Here is a 19,063-nt window from a genome sequence, read left to right as displayed (position 1 = left end):
AGGGTCGCCGCGGGAAGACAGTCAAGCAGCAGCCAATTGAATCCTTGCTCCGCCTCATCCCACAGCGCGTCGAGTGTCACTGCGGCAGCATACGATTCAGCATGGATAGGCCGAAGATTGGGCCAAAGGGCCCGCAAATCGTTCGGCGGAATCAATCCGCTTTCGGCCGGATTCGAGGCTTGATGGAAAGTAACGGTGTCAGACGTGTCAGCCACAACATCCCGTCGCAGCGTCCAATTGTGCGCGGGTGGCACCTGATGCCGCAAGGCCTGAAATTGGCCTTCATCACCCTCAACCAGCCAGACCTTGGCCTCGGGCCTGACGGCGAGCCACTTGATCCATTGGCTTTCACCCGATCCTGCGCCAACGACGAGAACGCCGCGCGGTGGCTGCGTTACGCTCAATACGTCGAGCCACGACGACAGCGACAACGTTTGCTGGCTTCCGGAATGACCCATAATGCGTCCTGCTGTGTAAACTTAGGAGGTATCTTCGCTTCGCTCTAGGCAAACGGCACGACATGACGCGGAATTGGTCAGACGTTCTTGAGGTTCAATATTCCAAGCGCTCTTCACCCGTTTCCGGACAGTGCCTCAAATTCAGATCGAGCAGATTCGCGCTTGCTTCAAACGAATGGCCAGCGCTCGATCATCAAGGCCTCCACGACTTGCGGGTGAGATGACATTCGGAAACTGAAGTTCAAGCGTCGATCGCCGTTCCGTCGTCGGCGTATCAATCTCGAGCTCACCGCTCGCTCGAACAGGCCAAACGGGCTCCCGCCGCCAAACCTCTTTGTAAAGCTGCTTAACGGACGCCATGGCTCCAGATCCCGCTCCATTTTTGCGTCCGAGGTTTTTGAAGCGTAATGAAAGCGGCTTGCCATCCAGAGTCGCGCGCAATCCGTGCACAATTTCCGCCGACATCGCATCCACGATGTCCAGCTCCAGACTGTAGCGCCCCTTCGACAACGGCGGCATGCGCAAAACGCTCTTTGTGCCCGGACCCGACCAGCGGCCATCATCCTCAGCAAAGTACCAGTTTTCGCCGTCGATGAAGTGGCGCATATCGATCGTGAGATTCGTGGTCTTGGCCGTCGCGCTGACCGTTTTATTTGTATTAGAAGGAGATGCATTTGCCGCCTTTCCAACGGCAGGCGCCGTCGCAACATCGGCTATAGTCTTGACCGATGCTGGAGGGAGTTGCGTTGGCGTAGCATCACTGGCCTCAGAAGGAGTCGCCTTCCCACTCAGCTCCCGATATTTCAAGAAGTAATGCTCAAGCTCATCTTGGACCTGCTGAAGTTGCAACAACAGCAGGTCCGCTCTCTTATCCGCCTCGGCGAGTTTCGCTTGTAGAGTGATCACCTCACCATGAGAGGCCTTTCCCTGAGATGCGCTGGCACTACTGATCCGAGGCTCACCCTCGCGCGCATCCTGCGCCTGTCGAAACTTCGTCTTCAACTCCGAATGTTCTGTCTGCAGCGATTGATGTGCGAGTTCGACGCGCTGTAAGCGCGCTGATAATTCCGCTGCATCCTCCCGCCCATCTTCCAGCTTCTGCAAAAGGCGTTCGTTTTCCTGCTGCTGTGTTTCGTGCTGTGTCCTTGCGAGATTTTTCCCGAAACCCAAGCTTTCTATTCGTTTAGCTTGAGCATGATTTTCCGACCAAGCACGGCAGGCCAACGTGCGCGCATCCATCGTTGCGAAGGACGGCACCTGGGCAACGCTTTCCAATTCCTGAAACAGTGCATCGGCTTCTTTCGCATCACGCAAAAGAACGGAAGCAGTCAATCGCGCAACGGCGTTCTGCGGCTGCGCCAGATTGTCTGCGAACTGCGGTTCAGAAAAATCGAATCCGAAAACGTCTCGCGCCTTTGTGAGAAAATCTTGCGGATCAACAAATACCGGCTCGATGTTCACCAGCAGCGAACGATCCCTATTGCGATAGTAGAAACGCAATAGCTCGCTGTTATACGCGACCCAGTTTTCAATCGTGTGCTTCAGTCCGTCTGCATTCGTAGTCTGGGAGGCAATGTAGCTAGCAGCGACATACGCAGGTGAAGAATAGACCAGACAAAACCGAATGCGCGGATCGAAATCGCGCATATAGTCCAGGAGATAAAGACTATGCGCGTCAGGCCATCCCCAATGCGGCGCATCGAGATTTGCCACCATGAGATCGACGGTTAGCGCTTCCCAAACACGGCTCGGAGCAATTTGAGCAAAAGTGTTCTTTTCGCCCTCTACGACACCATGTGCGTCAAGCAACTTGCGCGTTAAATCCTGCGGCGAAAGAGTCTGCTGCTTCGATGGATTTGCGTCGGCCAATCCGGCGCTTTTTAAGAGCGCATGAGCGACTTCAGGGCCCGAAAGTGCGTGCCCGCATGTGAGTACGATTGACATTGCCCCATACCGCTATGAATTTTTCGACTGCAGACAAGCACGCGGTCGTCAGTGCCGCAAATCGAAATTTTCCCCGAAACATTCAAGCAATTGGTTGTGCGCGACCAGACCTGAAAAACCAATAAAAATGCTATCTCGCTGCATTCCTGGTTAAGAACGCCCGCCATTGCGGCAGGATCGTCGAAACCTCGTAACGTTCCGGGATGAGCTGCGCCGCTTGCTGCACAGAAACTCGACGGTCGCGGCCCTCATCGCTCAGAAGATGCGCCAGTGTGCTGGTCAGATCCTCCGCTGAATAGGGATCGAAATAGCCGGCCCCCTCACCGTAGATTTCTCTATGCACCGGAATATCTGAAGCCACCACGAGGCCGCCACACTGCATTGCCTCGACTCCCGAATAGTCGAACCCTTCACCGACACTCGGGCAAAGCGTAACACTTGAATGTTCATAGAGTACTCCGAGTTCTCGAGCGGGAACATTGGTCAGATGAAAGAGCTGCCCCCGGCGCATTCCGCGACGCATGAGTTCGAAAACGTCCCCGTCGTCCCACCCGCGAGCGCCCACCAAAACGAGACTGAGATCTGGAAATCCCTCCTGCCGCAATCGCTCCCAAGCGGAAAGCACACACGAATGGTTTTTGCGCGGCTCGATCGTCGAAACCATCAACATGAAGGGGCCCGTGGGGCCCGCAACGACGGCAGCCGCGTCGAGCATTGCCTCGGACAGCCGCTCCTGAATGATATTGCTCGCCTGCTGCCGCGTCGAATTCTGACGCTGATACGCGTTTGAAACGATGTTGTGGATCACGGCTGAGCGTGTTTCCAATTCCGGGAAGATGCGCAAGAGATCTGCTCGCGTGGCTTCCGAACAGCAAGCAAACAAGGCGCCCCTATCCACGTTCAGCTTCAATGCCTGCAAATGAATGGCCTGATGGATCTTCTTCGCGCCAATGGTGTGCGGCATGAAAATCGGAACAGCGTCGTGATAGCGTACAATCAACTGCGTGCCGGGCAAGACGCGCGCCGGAAACGGCGTTTGCGCTAAAACATAATCGTAGCCGCGCGTATCGAGCATGAGATGTTGCGGCGGATGAAAGCTGCTAAGTCCACCCAGCCCGACATGGTGAAACATATCCCGCGACGGACCAACAATCTTATAACGCGCCGCCGTCACGACATCCTTGGACTGGACGTCCAAAGACTTCGAAAACAGGCGAGACCAAACAAAGTCCTGAAACAACTCTGCGTCGAAAGCTCCAAGAGGAACATCCCGCTCCCGGCGCGCCTGCCAACGCAAGCGATACATCTGCTGCAATCGCGCGAGCCGTCTTTGGTAGCTCCGCAACCGGCCAAGAACGGGCTCACTGTCGAATGACGCAATCGTTCGCGACGTGCGGATGATCCGGTCGCTCAACGAAAGCGGAGCGTCGGCGTCTGGATAGATCTGGAGGGTTTCATGCTGATGTTGAATGAGGCCATCGACTCGAAAGTCACCGCCAAGATCCTGCAGAGCGCGAAACAACAGACGTGACTCTTGCGGAATTCCCGCGTGCCCATCCAATGCAGGCTTCAAGTCGACGAGGACGTTCAAATTCTTCATGTTCAAATACGTTCTGCCGACGAGATACACAAAGACGAGCCAACCGAATTGAGTTCACACAGAATGAGCGTTCCGTTTCATCTGTGCCGCAGCCCCAGACAACCGCTGAACGAAAACAGTGGAGGATCCGCTAATCTCGGCCAAGAGGCATGGGCAGCGGCATCCGTCAAGGTGGAAGCGCAAGACGAAATCGATGTTCCCGTTCTGTGGACGCTATAAACGCTTGCGAGCAATTCGGTGATATCGGTGCCGAACATAAACCGGCCGACGCGTTACACACCGCGTCGGCCTCATGGCTCAATAAAATCTCATCTGATGAATGCTGTATCGAATTAGTGGCCGGTGGCATCCTTCACGCATTTGGTCGAGAAACTCTTTTCCGCCGCTCCGTGAAGATTTTTAGCTTTTGCCTCAGCCGCGCACGTCGTCGCCGCATCCTTTTCGCACTTCGTCATGAAGCTTTTGAGAGCAGCTCCCGCGAGCTTCTTATCCTTCGCAGTGTCATCACACGAGGCATGCGCAGCGGCTGACAATGTCGTCAGTAGAACCGTCGCGAGCACAGCAAGACCAGTCTTCATTCCTTCCTCCACGAAAACTAAGCCAAAAGACCGCGCCAGAAAGACACAGTCTTTCCGGCCTATGTGGTCTGCGCCCGCCATAAGTCCTCATCAAGTCGAATATCGAGGTTTACCGAAATGTATGCGCCAGACCGGCTGTCCGCGGCGCTCCAAGCTGTTTTGAAACAACCGCTATTGGGTACTTCTTCCCATATAAATTGCTCCGCTTACGGCCAATTTCCGAAGATGAATGAATATACAGAAATCTCTCCGAATCACGAAAAGCACCGCAAATGCTGTATTTTTCCGCATTTGCGAATAAGCGCGCCCCGATAATCGAAATTATCCCGCTGTCTGAACGTTCATATCCACGGCTTGCTTGCGCCATGATTTCACCTAGTGTCATTAAACCGTAATGATCAGCTGCTGGAGGGAATATTGGCTCGAATGGTAGGGGGGCGAGGAAACTGGGTTGGAAGTGGAATTGCAGCAGCATTCCTTTCCGGACTCATCTTGGCATCAGCAGGATTTGCGCACGCCGAAGTCGTGATCGGTGAGCCGCGCGCTGGCCCGACGGCATCCAATCCCGAGCTGCAATACGTTCCCGACGAAGAATTCCCCTACGAACTGCGCAAAGTTTCCGGCCCACTCGAATCGCCGTGGTCGATCGCCTTCTTGCCCGACGGACGCATACTCGTAACCGAGCGGCCCGGCCGCCTGCGCGTTATCGAAAACGATCAGCTCCTGCCGCAGGCCATCTCGGGCGTACCGCAAGTCACCGCGGGCGGACATTCGGGCCTTCTCGATATTGTCGTCGACAAGGACTTCAGCACCAACCAGCGCATATTCATGTCCTATATGGCGGGCCCTGCGGAAAACCTGACGATGCGCATCGTTCGCGCCCGGCTCGACGGGATGAATCTCGTCGACAAACAGGTTATTTTTGAAAGCGAACCCCCGATAAAGGGAACGGATCAGATCGGCGGTCGCCTCGCATTGGGTGCCGACGGACACGTTTATCTGACGATCGGTGATCGCTGGGAGCAAGATCGCGCGCAAAACCTGATGGATGACGCCGGCAAGATCATCCGAATCACCGTTGATGGCGGGATTCCCGAAGACAATCCGTTTGTCGGCCGCTCAGATGTCCGTCCGGAAGTCTACAGCTATGGCCATCGCAACCCGCAAGGCTTGATCACCAATGCGGGCGACGGGCGGATGTGGTCGATCGAGCAAGGTCCGAAGGGCGGAGACGAGCTGAACATCATCAAGCCCGGCGCCAACTACGGCTGGCCTGTCGCCACCTTCGGCGTCAATTACGACGGCACGATCATTTCCAATCAAACATCAGCGCCTGACATGGTCGATCCGGTCCACTATTGGGTGCCGTCAATGGCAACCGCGAGTTTGGTTGCCTATTCGGGAGATGTGATGCCCGACGATTGGCGCGGAAACCTCCTCATCGGCACGCTCGTCGGCCAGTCGCTCATCCGGCTCGAGATTGAAGACGGCATCGTCGTAAATGAGAAGCGCTATCTGCACGACAAGATCGGCCGCATCCGCGACGTGGCTGTCTCGGAGAATGGATTCATCTATTTGCTCAGCGACGGCAGCGAGGCCACCCTTTACCGCCTCGAACCAATAACAGACGAAGTGGCGCGAGCCCGGATCACGCCCTGAACGACACACCGTCTGCATAGATAGCGAAAAGGGTCAGCCACGTGCTGGCCCTTTTCCATTTCAGTCGTTGCGCGTTAAGCCAAAGACTTGGGCGGCTCACGCCGGGCAAGGTCACAGATGCCATCGATGAACGCAGTGGTCGCCGCTGCAAATGCCTCGGCCGGATCGAGCGCCTTGAGCGACGGCACCAGTTCCCGTGTGGTCTTGAACTCCACCGGATCGAGCGCGTCCAACTCGGCCGCGTCGTCATCGCTGATCGGACGTAGCAAGCCTTCGGCTTCCGCAAGCGCGAACCCAAGCACGAACGCGTAGAACGCCAGCCCGAGCCCAACAGCGTCGCGATCGCTAAGCCCCGCCCGCCGCATCGCGCTGTAAACGAGCTCGCCTTCGATATGGTCGGTCGGAGAGGTCGAATAGTACCGGAAGTGGAGATGGAAAATCCGCGGATTCTGGCGGGCCAACTCCCGGTATGCCTCAGCCACCGTCCGCAGGTCGTTTTGCCAGCTCGCAGTGGCAACAGGAACGTCGATACTCTGAATTGCCTGCGCGGCAATCGCCCTCAACAGGCCATCCTTGGATTGAAAATGATGCAAAATCGTCATCGGATCGACACCGATAACCATCGCCAGCTTACGGATGGAAAAACCCGCCTCACCCTCGTCGGCGAACAGCTTCAGCGCGGCTTCGAGAATAGCGAGCTTGCTGATCTTACGTCGCGCACGGGATTTGACATCCGCCACAGCCATCTTCCAGTTCTGCTCTACGCCGTAGAAATCAATTGTTTTGACGACTAAAGACTGTAATGTAAACAAGACTGACCGATCAATTTCGGTAGCATTGCGTCGCCCAATATGTCGTCGTAATATGATTAATATAAATATCCTATTTGCGCCTGATCTGTTCGCTCGTCAAATGCCAGCCAAAATCCGGTCTGGCATGGCGAACGGCGTACTCTCGCGTAAGCGCGAGCTTTTGAAGCTTTGCGCGCGCATCGGCTACACGCCACACTAAGTCTTCCAGCACCGCTTGCATGACGCCTGGGAACCATCCCGGGCCTGGACCTATGCTGAAGGCAAAGCCGTGACCAACCGACTCCAAACACAACAATTCCAAGACCTTGATGCGTCGCATCACCTGCATCCGTTCTCGAACCACAAGACGCTTCGCACGCCGAACGCGACGCGCGTCATCGTGCGCGGCGAAGGCCCCTATATCTTCGATAGCGAAGACAACCGCATTCTCGACGGCATGGCGGGCCTTTGGACCACCAACATCGGTTATGGCAGCGAAGAGCTTGCCAAGGCGGCTCACGATCAGATGCTCGAGCTGCCGTTCTACAATACGTTCTTCAAGACGACCCACCCGCCCGTCGTCGCCCTGTCGCGCAAGCTCGCAGAACTGGCACCCGCCGGGATCAATCAGGTCTTTTATGGTTCGTCGGGATCGGAATCGAATGACACCGCAATCCGCCTGATCCGCCATTACTGGGTTCTAAAGGGACAGCCGAAGCGGCGGATCATCATCAGCCGTCGCAACGCCTATCACGGCTCCACCATCGCCTCGGGCTCGATGGGCGGCATGACTCATGTCCATCATCATAGCTATCCGGTCTACGAGGGCTTCCGACATGTGATGGACCCATATTGGTTTGGCGAGTCGATGCCCGGCGAAACGCCGGAAGCATTCGGCATCCGCGCCGCGCGCGCGTTCGAAGAGGAAATTCTGCGCTGTGGGCCGGAGAATGTCGCGGCAATCGCAGCCGAGCCGGTGCAAGGCGCCGGTGGCCTCAAGATCGCACCAGATACGTACTGGCCCGAAGTCCAGAAGATTGTCGACAAGTACGACATTCTCCTTCTCGCCGACGAAGTCATCACCGGCTTCGGTCGCGTCGGCACTTGGTTTGCGTCGGAATACTATGGAATACGGCCGAACCTCATCACCTTCGCCAAGGCCGTCACATCCGGTTACATCCCGCTATCCGGCCTCTTGATTGACGACCGCATCGCCGAAGCTCTGATGAACGAGGACGATGATTTCAACCACGGCTATACGTTCTCAGGGCACCCGGTCGCCTGCGCCGTCGCGCTGAAGAACATCGAAATCATGGAGCGCAACCAGCTGGTCCCTCGCGTGAAGGAGACGACCGGCCCAGCGCTCGCGCGAGTCCTCGCCCGCTTCAAGGATCACCCCCTCGTCGGCGAAGTCCGTTCGCTCGGCATGTTCGGCGCGATCGAACTCGTCGCCGACAAGAAAACGCGGCGGCGCTTCGACGATCCGGGACGCGTTGGTCTCATCTGCCGCGATCATTTCTTTGAAGCGGGATTCATCATGCGAGCCGTGTTCGACACGATGGTTTGCGCGCCGCCGCTGATCTGGACGGAAGAACAGTTTGAAGAAGCAAGTACCGGAATTTCCAAGGCACTCGATCTAACCCTTGCTGACGTGAGAAGAGAACTTTCAACATGAGCCGTCCCATCGTCGTAATTCCCTGCTGCACGAAATCAATCGACGGCCTGACGTTTGACGCTACGGGCAGAAAATATTCTGCTGCCGTCGCTGATGCTGCCGATTGCCAGCCTCTTCTGATGCCGCTCGGTCCGAACATGACCGATGTCGAAGCTGTTCTCGATCTGGCCGACGGGATTCTGCTGCCCGGTAGCCTCTCGAACGTCGAGCCGAGCCACTACGGCGATGAGCAGCCGCTCGATCCGGCCACCGTCGACCGCGATCGCGATAACCTCACGCTGCCGCTGATCCGCTCGGCGATTGCGCGTAAGTTACCGATCTTCGCGATCTGCCGCGGCTTTCAGGAATTCAACGTCGCGCTCGGCGGCACGCTGCATCAGGCCGTCCACTCGGTTGACGGTCATCACGATCATCGCGAACCGACCCACGAAGACTACGACGTCAAGTTCGGACCGAAGCACCGCGTGACACTTCAGGGCGAACTGAAATCCTGGGTCGGAGTTGACGGATTGACGGTGAACTCGTTGCACTGGCAGGGCATCAAAACCCTCGCGCCAAGCCTCGTCGCGGAAGCCTTCGCAGAGGATGGCCTCATCGAAGCGATCCGCGCGCCGCAAGGCAACCCATTCTCTCTCGGCGTGCAATGGCACCCGGAATGGAAACCGCGTGATAACCCGGCGTCCCTCACACTCTTCCGCCGGTTTGGCGAAGCCGCCAGAACCCGCAATGCAAAAGGCCACACGGCATGACGAACACTTGGATCACACTAGACGAAGCCCAGGCCTTCCTGCGCAGCAATCCCACCGTCGTATGGATTGATCTCATCCTCTTCGACATGAACGGCATCGCGCGCGGCAAACGCCTTCGCCGCGACGACCTTCTGACCGTAGCCCGTGACGGCATCATGATTCCGTCCACCGTCTTCGTGATGGACTCACGCGGCAATTGCATCGAAGAAACGGGCCGCCTTTGGGAGACGGGCGATCCTGACGTTCCGTTTCGCATCATCGAAGGCACGCTCCACGCCATTCCGACTGGAGAGCGCCGCTTGGCGCAAGCCGTCATCTCCGTGGCTGAGCACGACGACCTGTGCCCGCGTGGCATCCTCGCGCAGCAAGTGAAGGCCCTTGAAGCCGATGGACGAACACCCGTCGTTGCGGTCGAGTTGGAATTCTATCTCACCAAGCCGCGAACCAACGGCGCCTTCAACGTCGAGACACCGGACGGCCTCGCCCAGGATACCGACTATGCGATGACGCTCGCATTCGGCGAACTCGATGCCGTCGCTCCCTTCATCGACACGATCTACGAGATCGCCGATACGCAGAAACTGCCGGTCGGCGCGGTGATGCAGGAAACAGGTCCAGGCCAGTTCGAGATCAACCTGAAGCACCGGGCGGATGCAGTCGCCGCGGCAACGGAAGGCCTTCTCCTCAAGCGCGCAGTCAAAGCCGCGGCGAAGGAACATGGCTTCGAAGCATCCTTCATGGCCAAGCCGCATCACGATTGGCCGGGCTCGGGCATGCACGTCCACACCAGCCTGATCGATCGCGACGGCAAAAACATTCTTGCGGGCGATCCTCTCTCTCCGCTGGGCAGAAATGTGATTGCCGGGCTGCAGACCTCGATGGCGGACTTCATGGCGGTGTGGGCACAATCGGCCAACGCCTATCGCCGTTACGTACCAAACAGCTACGTCTCGCTCGCGGCCGAATGGGGCTTGAACAATCGCAACGTCGCGCTGCGCATACCACGTGCGTCCGGCGCAGCAACCCGCATAGAGCACCGCGTCTCCGGCGCGGACGCCAATCCCTTCTTGGTGATTGCATCCATTCTCGCGGGCGCACGGCACGGCATAGCCCAAAACCTCGAGCCCGGCCCGATGGCGCTCGGCGAAAAGGACAACCCGAATACGCCGCGCCTGCCAATCGTCTGGTTCAATGCGCTCGAACGCTTCGCGACATCGAGCGTCGTTCGTGATGCCTTCGGCCCGACCTTCCAGCACGTCTATTTCAAACTGAAAGACACCGAGCGCGCTCACTTTGAGCGCATCGTAACGTCGCTCGATCACACCTGGTACGCCCAAGTTGCATAAGGTTTGCTCGCCATGACATCGCTCGCGCATTTCGAAGCCATCGCCAACGCACTGAAGCTCCCTTCGGACGCGATCATCGATGGCGCATGCGTTGCGAGCCAGTCGGGGAAAACGTTCGCCAATGTCGGGCCGCGCAATGGCCGCGTGCTGAACCACGTCGCCGAATGTGGCGCGACCGATATCGATGCCGCCGTTAAAAGCGCGCGCCGTGCTTTCGAAGCCGGCGACTGGCGCAGGCTACACTACCGCGACAAGAAACGCGTGCTGATGAAGTTCGCGGATCTTATGGAGCGTGACGCCGAAGCCCTCGCCGTGCTCGAAAGCCTCGACGTTGGCAAGCCGATCACCAACGCGCTCAAGGGCGACATCCCGGGGTCGATCCGTACGCTTCGCTATTACGCCGAAGCGCTCGACAAGGTTTACGGCGAAGTCGGCCCGGAAGCGCCAGACCGCTTGTCTTTCGCGGTTCATGAACCGCTCGGCGTCGTTGGCGCAATCGTGCCGTGGAATTTCCCGCTGCTGATGGCGATGTGGAAAATCGCACCCGCACTGGCCATGGGAAACTCGGTCGTTCTGAAGCCCGCCGAGCAATCGCCCATGACGGCGTTGAAGATCGGCGAGTTGGCGCTCGAAGCAGGTTTACCGGCGGGCGTGCTGAATGTCGTGCCGGGATTTGGCGAAGACGCAGGCAAGGCGCTCGCACTTCACGCCGACGTCGACATGATCGCTTTCACAGGCTCCGGCACCGTCGGCAAACTGCTGATGCAGTATTCCGGGCAAAGCAATCTCAAACGCGTCAGCCTCGAGCTTGGCGGAAAGTCTCCGCACATCGTCTTCGCTGATTGTCCGGATCTCGGCCGCGCCGCAACGGAAGCGGCGTGGGGCATCTTCTACAATTCCGGACAGGTGTGCACGGCAGGCTCCCGCCTTCTCGTACAGAACGAGATCGCGGACGAATTACTCGATCGCCTTCTCACGGTCGCGACCGGCATCGTGGCGGGCGATCCGCTAGAGCCCGCAACGTCTTCGGGCTCGATGGCCAGCGAAGCGCAAATGCAGACCGCGCTCCGCTACATCGAAACAGCGAAACGCGAAGGCGGAGCGTTGACACTCGGCGGCAATCGCACCCGCATCGAAACGGGCGGCTTCTACGTAGAGCCAACGATCTTCGACCGCATCGATCCGAAAGCGACACTCTCGCGTGAAGAAGTTTTCGGACCCGTGCTCGGCGTAACCCGATTCAGCGAGGCGGATGAAGCGATCCGCATCGCCAACGACACGACGTATGGCCTCGCCGCTGGCCTATGGACCAAAGACATTACGCTCGCTCATCGCGCCGCGCGCGAACTCCGCGCCGGTCTCGTGTGGATCAACGGCTGGGATAGCTGCGATCTCACAATGCCTTTCGGCGGCTTCAAGCAATCCGGCTTCGGCCGCGATCGCTCTTTGCACGCCCTTCACAAGTACGCCGACTTGAAGTCGGTCTCCATCACACTCTGAACGGACATACGCAATGAACGCGCAAACGACGACCTTCCCAACCGCGTGCCTCATCGGCGGCGAATGGGTAACGAAAGACAAGACGTTCCCGGTGTTCGATCCCGCAACGGGCAACAAGCTTGCTGACGTGCCGGATCTCGACGCGACCGACGCGCGCCGCGCAATCGACGCCGCGCATGCTGCATTCCCTGCCTGGGCAGCCCAACCCGCAAAGGAACGCTCAAAGGTCTTGAAGCGCTGGCTCGCGCTGATCACAGCCGAAACCGAAGCGCTTGCTCAGTTGATGACGGCAGAACAGGGCAAACCCCTCGCCGAAGCGCGCAGCGAAGTCGCCTACGGCGGAACGTTCATCGAGTGGTTCGCCGAAGAAGGCAAACGCGCGTACGGCCACACGATCCCGACAACAAACACCGCGACGCGCTACATCACGATCAAGCAGCCCGTTGGCGTTTGCGCAGCAATCACGCCGTGGAATTTTCCGATTGCAATGATCACCCGCAAGGTCAGCAGCGCGCTGGCGGCGGGCTGCACCATCGTCGTCAAACCATCGGAAGAAACGCCGCTCTGTGCGCTGGCTCTTGCCAAACTGGCCGTTGACGCAGGCGTTCCGCCGGGCGTCCTGAACATCATCACGACGAACGATGCCGCCAGCGTGGGCGAAGCTCTGACAAGCGACAGCCGCGTCCGCAAGCTGACGTTCACCGGATCAACCGACGTCGGCAAGATCCTGTATCGCCAGTGCGCTGGTACCATCAAAAAACTGACGCTCGAACTCGGCGGCAACGCGCCGATGATCATTTTCGACGACGCCGATCTCAAGGAAGCGGTCGAAGGCACGATGGCGTCAAAGTTCCGCAACGCCGGGCAAACATGCGTTTGTGCGAACCGCATTCTCGTGCAGTCCGGCATCTACGACGAATTCGTCGCCGCGCTGAAAGTCGCCGTCGAAAAACTCACGGTCGGGCCCGGACGCCAGCCGGATGCAACCGTTGGACCGCTGATAAATGCCGACGGCATCGAGAAAGTGAAATCGCTGATCGCCGACGCAACGTCAAAAGGCGCAAAGATCGTCACGGGTGGAACGCCAGCGCCGCAAGGCCCGCTTTTCTTCACGCCAACCATCATCACGGGCGTCGAACCGGCGATGGCCATCGCGAAGGACGAAATCTTTGGGCCCGTCGCGTCAATCATTCGCTTTGAAACGGAAGCTGACGCGATCCGCATCGCCAACGATACGCCGTATGGCCTCGCCTCTTATCTCTTCAGCCAGAATCTCGCGCGCGCTTGGCGTGTTGCTGAAGCTCTGGAGACAGGTCTTGTCGGCATGAACTCCGGCCTGTTCTCGAACGAGGTCGGACCGTTCGGTGGCGTCAAACAATCCGGCCTCGGTCGGGAAGGCGCGCAGGAAGGACTTGAAGAATATCTCGAAACAAAATTCCTCTGCCTCGGCGGAATGAATTCGTAATCACACCGGCATCCAGATCCCAAGGACGACCATGAACACGCAAATCAAGCCGAACGACCTCTCGGCGTTCTGGATGCCCTTCACCGCCAATACGCAGTTCAAGAAAGCGCCGCGCCTCTTCGTGTCCGCCGACCGGATGCACTACACCACAAACGACGGCCGCCGCGTTCTTGATGGAACATCCGGACTCTGGTGCGTCAATGCCGGTCACTGCCGACCGAAAATCGTTGATGCCATCAAGGAGCAGGCTGAAACGCTCGATTTCGCGGGCTCATTCCAGATGGGTCATCCACGCGCGTTCGAAACCGCAAACCGGCTCATCGCAATCGCTCCAGATGGCTTCGAGCAGGTTCTTTTCTCTAACTCGGGATCGGAAGCGGTCGAGACGGCGCTGAAACTCGCGATTGCGTATCATCGCGCCAAAGGCAACGCTTCGAAGGTCCGGCTGATCGGCCGGGAACGCGGCTATCATGGCGTCAACTTCGGCGGCATGTCGGTTGGCGGCATTGCCGGCAATCGGAAAATGTTTGGCGCACTCGTCTCGGGCGTCGATCATCTGCGTCACACGCACGATCTCGCGCGCAACGCCTTCTCCCGCGGCGAGCCCGAGCATGGGCAAGAGTTGGCAGACGATCTCGAACGCCTCGTCGCGCTTCACGATGCATCCACCATCGCCGCGGTTATCGTCGAGCCGGTCGCCTGCTCCACCGGCGTTCTAATTCCGCCGAAAGGCTATCTCAAACGCCTCGAAGCCATCTGCCGGAAACACGACATTCTGCTGATCGCAGACGAGGTCATAACCGCCTTCGGCCGCCTCGGCACGCCGTTCGGATCGGATTACTTCGGCATCTCGCCGGACATCATCACCGCGGCCAAAGCCGTGACGAACGGCACGATCCCGATGGGCGTCGTATTCGTAAAGTCGCACATCCACGATGCCTTTATGAACGGCCCGGAATGGATGATCGATTTCTTCCACGGCTACACATATTCCGGCCACCCCATGGCCTGCGCCGCCGCGATCGGAACGCTCGACACTTTTGCCGAAGAAGGACTGCTGACGCGCGCCGCGGATCTGGCCGCCTATTGGGAAGACCGCGTGCAGGCGTTGCGCGACCTTCCTCACGTTATCGACACGCGCAACATCGGCTTGATCGGCGCCGTCGAATTCGCGCCCGATCCCGCGCAGCCCGGCAAACGTGCTTACGACCGCTTCGTCAAATGTTTCGAAGCGGGCCTGCTGGTGCGCCAGACCGGAGACATCATCGCGCTGTCGCCGCCGCTCATCATCTCCAAGGATGAAATCGATGAGCTGTTCGAGACGTTCACGAAGGTTCTGAAGACCACAACGAGCTAGCTGCGCCGAACGTCCTCTAAGCCGCGATCCCCAGCGCGCGTGCGCCGTCCAGACTATCGAACCCAAGCGACAGCGCAACGGCTTGGTGCATGATGCGCCCATCCTTGACGTTGAGCCCGGCCGCAAGGTGCGGATCGCGGTCGAACGCTGCGAGTCCCTTCGCCGCCAGTTTGAGCACGAACGGCAACGTCGCGTTGTTCAGCGCCTGCGCTGACGTAACCGGAACCGCCCCGGGCATGTTCGTCACGCAATAATGGACGATGTCATCGATCGTGAACGTCGGCGCGGCGTGTGTGGTCGGCCGGGATGTCTCGAAACACCCGCCCTGATCGATTGACACGTCCACCAGAACTGCGCCCGCCTTCATCTTTTTCAGCATATCGCGCGTGATGAGCTTCGGCGTCTTCGCACCAGGAACCAGCGCCGCACCGATCACAACGTCGGCAGCGTCGACCGCGCTCTCAATCGACTCCATCGTAGACGCCAGCGTCCTCACTCGGCCTTCGAACAGTTCATCGAGCTGGCGCAACCGGGCAAGAGACCTGTCGATGATCGTAACATCTGCGCCGACGCCCGCTGCCATGCGCGCAGCGTGAGTGCCGACAACACCGCCGCCAAGCACGACGACTTGCGCTGGTTTCACACCGGGAACGCCGCCGAGAAGCACGCCCCTGCCCCCGGTCGAGCGGCGCAATCCCAGTGCCGCCGCCTCAATCGAAAGCCGCCCAGCCACTTCGCTCATCGGCGCGAGCAAAGGCAGGCCGCCCCCAATATCCGTGACCGTTTCATAGGCGATTGCCGCCACCCCGGACTTCATCAGACCGACGGCCTGCGCCCTGTCAGGCGCCAGATGCAGATAGGTGAAAAGGATCTGATCACGCCGCAACTGCGCCCACTCGGCAGGCTGCGGTTCCTTGACCTTCACGATCAGATCCGCATCTCGATAGACGGCTGCGGCCGTCGGCACGATACGTGCGCCAACTCTTTCGTAAGCCGCATCGTCTGCGAAAATTCCAGCGCCCGCCCCGGTCTCTACGATGACCTCATGGCCCTGCGCCACGACCTCGCGCACCGACCCCGGCACGAGACCGACGCGATATTCATCGCTTTTGATTTCTACTGGAACGCCTATTCGCATTGCCCACACTCACGATTCAATTCCGTGGGGCAAGCTTAGGATGATCCGTCACTCTAATCGAGCGTCATCGGCGCGTATCGTGAACCGGTCGCGGGCCATCCACAAACCGGCAGGCCCAACACTGAACGCTTCAGGCTCAGGGCGCGAGTGCAGCAGCCGAAGCAGCCGGCGGAGCGTCGTCGCCATCACGCTGATACGACGAGCGCAACGCTGCGCCATCGCGGCCGTAGATATCCGGACGGAACTCAATCAATCCATTCGAAGGCTCTGCCCACGCCGTAAGATAGGCGAAATACACCGGAACCGGCCGCGTCAGCTTCAGCTCCATCGGCTGCCCTCCGGCGAGCGTCTGGCGCACGCGGCCCGGCTGTTCCCAGCCCGGTTCGTTGTGAGCGATCCAATCGCCTAGATCGAAGACATTCTGCACGCGCACGCAACCTGCGCTGAAGGACCGGCCGCGCTGGTCAAACAGGTTTTTCATCGGCGTATCGTGCATGTAAACGCCGTGTTCGTTCGACATATCGAGACGCAGAAGTCCAAGCGCGTTCTTCTCGCCCGGGTCCTGCTTGAATTTGTACGTCGCGGTCTGCGGTGACGACCAATCGATGGTATGCGGATCGAGTTCCGGACCGTTGTAGCCGTTGTAAACGCGGATACCTTCATCGGTCAGATACTGCGGTTCGGTCTTCAGGCGCGGAATGAGATCGAGCGTTGCTACGCTGTCCGGCACGCGCCAGTAGGGAAAGAAGTTCAGCGCTTTCACCGTCGCGCGAAGATCAGGCGTATCCCGGCCCGGCCGCCCGACGATCACGCGATGGCGCAACTGCACCTCGTACTTATCAACCGCCTCGAGCTGAAACGCAGGCACGTTGACCAGGATGTAACGATCCTCGATCCCGTGCATCAGATTGTGCAGCCGGTCCAAATTGAGCCGGAGTTGCGCCAGGCGTTCTTCCGCCGTCGCATTCAACTCCGCATAGACCGATCGCTCGACACGACCTGTCGGCCGGATGCCGTGACGGCGCTGAAAACGCTTCAAGCCTTCCTCAAGCTCGGAATCGAACGTCTCGGAATCGTAGTACGAGCCTTTCGCCGGCATGTCCCCGCTGATGCGCAACCGCTTGCGCAGAATGGGCACGCGCGGATCGTCCTCGCCCACGCGCATCATGCGGCCGGGAGGAACTGTCGGCCAACCACCAGCGGCGACGATCGCCTCATAGCGTTGGATCGCGCCACCCAGCGCATTCAACGACGCATCGCTGCGCCAGGGCGTCGAATCCGGACGAAGATCATCCAGCGGCTCAATCTTGCGAACCGGCGCCTCGTCCGCACCGCGCCCAAAGGTCGGTCCAGTGAGCTGATCCCAGATACTCATTTGCGCCTGCGCGGGCTGCACACTCTGTGGCAGCACTTGCACCGCGAACACCGCCGCGCCCAGCGCCGCAGCACGTGCCCAAAAACTCAAAGAAAGCATCTTGGATCGTCCGTCGCTCATTCCCTGCCCCAGCCTAAGATCCGCGCCGCCATAACATCCTGAACGCGCAAGACGCATCAATCCTTCCCTGGTATGCGAATGAGTGAGAAGGAGTGCCCTTTCGGCCACCTAAAGGTGTACCGGGGCATATGGCCAAACGGTGACCGATTAGCAGCCCGGTGGACGCCTGAATACGGGGCTATACGCAGACCAGACCTGCGTTCCTGCAGGCAAAATGGCGCGGCGGGCGTTTTGCCAACCCAGCGCGTCTTCCGTGCATCGCCAGGGCCTCTCACACGTTAAAATGGTCATACCCGAAGCGTCGCGGCGTGATCGGGCTACCGTCAGCATCAACGACCCTTAGGCCGCCGCTCTTCTCCAACACACCGACATCCATGATTCCGACGCCCGCCTGCGCCGCGCCGTCACGAAATCCGGCAACGTCGTCCGGTGGAACGGCAATCAGCAGTTCGTAATCGTCCCCGCCGCCGAGAACGGCATCCCGAACCCGTTCGTCCGCCTCGAGCGCCGCCCGCAACGGCGGCGAAAGCGGAATGTCGCCGAACTTCAGTGTCAGCCCGAGATCGCCCGTAAGACGCGAAAGATCTTTCATAAGTCCGTCGGAAATATCGAGCGCTGCACGCGCGTGCGTCCGCACCGTTTCGGCAAGCTCGACCCGCGGCCGCGGCTGCAGGTAACGGATCACGAGTTCGCTACGGCCTTCATCCGTCAACACCGTCGCAAACAGAGCAGGATCACGGTGGAGCAAAAGGCCAAGCGCCGAGTCGCCAATCGTCCCGCTGATAAAAACGTGATCGCCCGCCTGCGCTCCTTGCCGACGAACGAACCGGCCAGACGGCACATGGCCGAAAATCGTAACGGCAATGGAAAGCGGTCCAGGCGTTCGGTCGGTATCGCCGCCGATCAGCCCGCAACCGAACGCGTCCTGCGCCGCCCGAAGTCCCTTCGCAAAGTCGCCCATCCACGCGCGCTCGGGTGCGTCCGGGAGTGCCAGCGTCAGCAGATACGCGATTGGATCGGCACCCTTTGCGACAACGTCCGATACGTTCACCGCCAGAGCCTTCCATGCGACATCAGCCGGAGCGTCTGTCGGCAAAAAATGAACGCCCGCGATGATTGGATCGGTGCTGACGACGAGATCGCTGCCCGGTTCGTTCGCGATCAATGCCGCGTCGTCGCGCAAACCGAAAGCACCCGGCATTGGCTGAGCAAGGGGCGCCAGATACGTCTGGATCAGATCGGTTTCATTCTCGACGCGATCCCCATGAAGCGGCTCGACGTCTACGCTGGATCGATTTTCGGCCATGC

At 59.1% G+C, this 19,063-nt stretch carries 14 protein-coding genes; 7 read left to right on the top strand and 7 right to left on the bottom strand.

Features of this window, described 5'->3' with window-relative positions:
* Positions 1-599: 599 nt before the first annotated feature.
* From DLM45_RS14750 to DLM45_RS14740, 3 genes are all read right to left on the bottom strand, one after another.
* Positions 600-1,772, bottom strand: a complete 1,173-nt coding sequence (locus tag DLM45_RS14750; protein WP_181337839.1) for a hypothetical protein — start codon at positions 1,770-1,772, stop codon at positions 600-602.
* Positions 1,773-2,532: 760 nt separating this feature from the next.
* A complete protein-coding gene (locus DLM45_RS14745; protein WP_181337838.1) occupies positions 2,533-4,002 on the bottom strand; it encodes a glycosyltransferase family 4 protein in 1,470 nt (489 codons plus the stop codon).
* Between the two features lie 332 nt (positions 4,003-4,334).
* On the bottom strand, positions 4,335-4,580 hold the full coding sequence (locus DLM45_RS14740; RefSeq protein ID WP_181337837.1) for a PsiF family protein: 246 nt from the start codon (positions 4,578-4,580) through the stop codon (positions 4,335-4,337).
* 426 nt (positions 4,581-5,006) lie between these two features.
* Between DLM45_RS14740 and DLM45_RS14735 the strand changes: the two genes are divergently transcribed.
* Positions 5,007-6,239: a PQQ-dependent sugar dehydrogenase gene (locus DLM45_RS14735; RefSeq protein ID WP_181337836.1), complete on the top strand. Its 1,233-nt coding sequence runs from the start codon at positions 5,007-5,009 to the stop codon at positions 6,237-6,239.
* A 74-nt stretch (positions 6,240-6,313) separates the two neighbouring features.
* On the opposite strand, the gene DLM45_RS14730 is transcribed toward DLM45_RS14735, so the two are convergent.
* Positions 6,314-6,985: a TetR/AcrR family transcriptional regulator gene (locus tag DLM45_RS14730; protein ID WP_210269853.1), complete on the bottom strand. Its 672-nt coding sequence runs from the start codon at positions 6,983-6,985 to the stop codon at positions 6,314-6,316.
* A gap of 334 nt (positions 6,986-7,319) precedes the next feature.
* On the opposite strand from DLM45_RS14730, the gene DLM45_RS14725 reads away from it, so the two are divergent.
* From DLM45_RS14725 to aptA, 6 genes are read left to right on the top strand one after another with little or no spacing between them, the layout of a single operon-like run.
* Positions 7,320-8,705, top strand: a complete 1,386-nt coding sequence (locus DLM45_RS14725) for an aminotransferase (protein ID WP_181337835.1) — start codon at positions 7,320-7,322, stop codon at positions 8,703-8,705.
* Positions 8,702-9,454: a gamma-glutamyl-gamma-aminobutyrate hydrolase family protein gene (locus tag DLM45_RS14720; RefSeq protein ID WP_181337834.1), complete on the top strand. Its 753-nt coding sequence runs from the start codon at positions 8,702-8,704 to the stop codon at positions 9,452-9,454. The genes DLM45_RS14725 and DLM45_RS14720 overlap by 4 nt, the downstream gene beginning before the upstream one ends.
* Positions 9,451-10,800, top strand: a complete 1,350-nt coding sequence (locus DLM45_RS14715; RefSeq protein WP_181337833.1) for a glutamine synthetase family protein — start codon at positions 9,451-9,453, stop codon at positions 10,798-10,800. Before DLM45_RS14720 ends, DLM45_RS14715 begins: the two co-directional genes overlap by 4 nt.
* A gap of 12 nt (positions 10,801-10,812) precedes the next feature.
* Complete coding sequence (locus DLM45_RS14710; protein ID WP_181337832.1) at positions 10,813-12,300, top strand: aldehyde dehydrogenase; 1,488 nt, start codon at positions 10,813-10,815, stop codon at positions 12,298-12,300.
* A gap of 13 nt (positions 12,301-12,313) precedes the next feature.
* Entirely contained in the window at positions 12,314-13,765 is a 1,452-nt protein-coding gene (locus DLM45_RS14705; RefSeq protein WP_181337831.1) for an NAD-dependent succinate-semialdehyde dehydrogenase, read from the top strand.
* 31 nt (positions 13,766-13,796) lie between these two features.
* Entirely contained in the window at positions 13,797-15,122 is a 1,326-nt protein-coding gene (aptA, locus tag DLM45_RS14700; protein ID WP_181337830.1) for an omega-aminotransferase AptA, read from the top strand.
* Positions 15,123-15,138: 16 nt separating this feature from the next.
* Here the strand turns inward: aptA and ald are convergent, their stop codons facing one another.
* The 3 genes from ald to thiL form a co-directional block, all read right to left on the bottom strand.
* Positions 15,139-16,260 carry an alanine dehydrogenase gene (gene ald / locus DLM45_RS14695; RefSeq protein ID WP_181337829.1) on the bottom strand — a complete coding sequence of 374 codons (1,122 nt, stop codon included), beginning with the start codon at positions 16,258-16,260 and terminating at the stop codon, positions 15,139-15,141.
* Between the two features lie 136 nt (positions 16,261-16,396).
* Positions 16,397-17,755: a L,D-transpeptidase family protein gene (locus DLM45_RS14690; RefSeq protein WP_181337828.1), complete on the bottom strand. Its 1,359-nt coding sequence runs from the start codon at positions 17,753-17,755 to the stop codon at positions 16,397-16,399.
* Positions 17,756-18,026: 271 nt separating this feature from the next.
* The gene (gene thiL / locus DLM45_RS14685; protein WP_181337827.1) at positions 18,027-19,061 is read right to left on the bottom strand and encodes a thiamine-phosphate kinase; all 1,035 of its coding nucleotides are present in this window, start codon (positions 19,059-19,061) and stop codon (positions 18,027-18,029) included.
* Positions 19,062-19,063: the final 2 nt, after the last annotated feature.

The sequence above is a fragment of the Hyphomicrobium methylovorum genome (assembly GCF_013626205.1).
In the GTDB taxonomy this organism is placed as follows: domain Bacteria; phylum Pseudomonadota; class Alphaproteobacteria; order Rhizobiales; family Hyphomicrobiaceae; genus Hyphomicrobium_B; species Hyphomicrobium_B methylovorum.
Note: the sequence above shows the minus strand (reverse complement) of the source record. Positions and strands in the feature narration are given on the sequence as shown.

Coding starts and splice junctions, on each gene's coding strand:
- DLM45_RS14745 (WP_181337838.1), bottom strand. CDS start 4,002: ATGAAGAATTTGAACGTCCTCGTCGACTTGAAGCCTGCATTGGATGGG.
- DLM45_RS14740 (WP_181337837.1), bottom strand. CDS start 4,580: ATGAAGACTGGTCTTGCTGTGCTCGCGACGGTTCTACTGACGACATTG.
- DLM45_RS14735 (WP_181337836.1), top strand. CDS start 5,007: ATGGTAGGGGGGCGAGGAAACTGGGTTGGAAGTGGAATTGCAGCAGCA.
- DLM45_RS14730 (WP_210269853.1), bottom strand. CDS start 6,985: ATGGCTGTGGCGGATGTCAAATCCCGTGCGCGACGTAAGATCAGCAAG.
- DLM45_RS14720 (WP_181337834.1), top strand. CDS start 8,702: ATGAGCCGTCCCATCGTCGTAATTCCCTGCTGCACGAAATCAATCGAC.
- DLM45_RS14715 (WP_181337833.1), top strand. CDS start 9,451: ATGACGAACACTTGGATCACACTAGACGAAGCCCAGGCCTTCCTGCGC.
- DLM45_RS14710 (WP_181337832.1), top strand. CDS start 10,813: ATGACATCGCTCGCGCATTTCGAAGCCATCGCCAACGCACTGAAGCTC.
- DLM45_RS14705 (WP_181337831.1), top strand. CDS start 12,314: ATGAACGCGCAAACGACGACCTTCCCAACCGCGTGCCTCATCGGCGGC.
- aptA (WP_181337830.1), top strand. CDS start 13,797: ATGAACACGCAAATCAAGCCGAACGACCTCTCGGCGTTCTGGATGCCC.
- ald (WP_181337829.1), bottom strand. CDS start 16,260: ATGCGAATAGGCGTTCCAGTAGAAATCAAAAGCGATGAATATCGCGTC.
- DLM45_RS14690 (WP_181337828.1), bottom strand. CDS start 17,755: ATGAGCGACGGACGATCCAAGATGCTTTCTTTGAGTTTTTGGGCACGT.
- thiL (WP_181337827.1), bottom strand. CDS start 19,061: ATGGCCGAAAATCGATCCAGCGTAGACGTCGAGCCGCTTCATGGGGAT.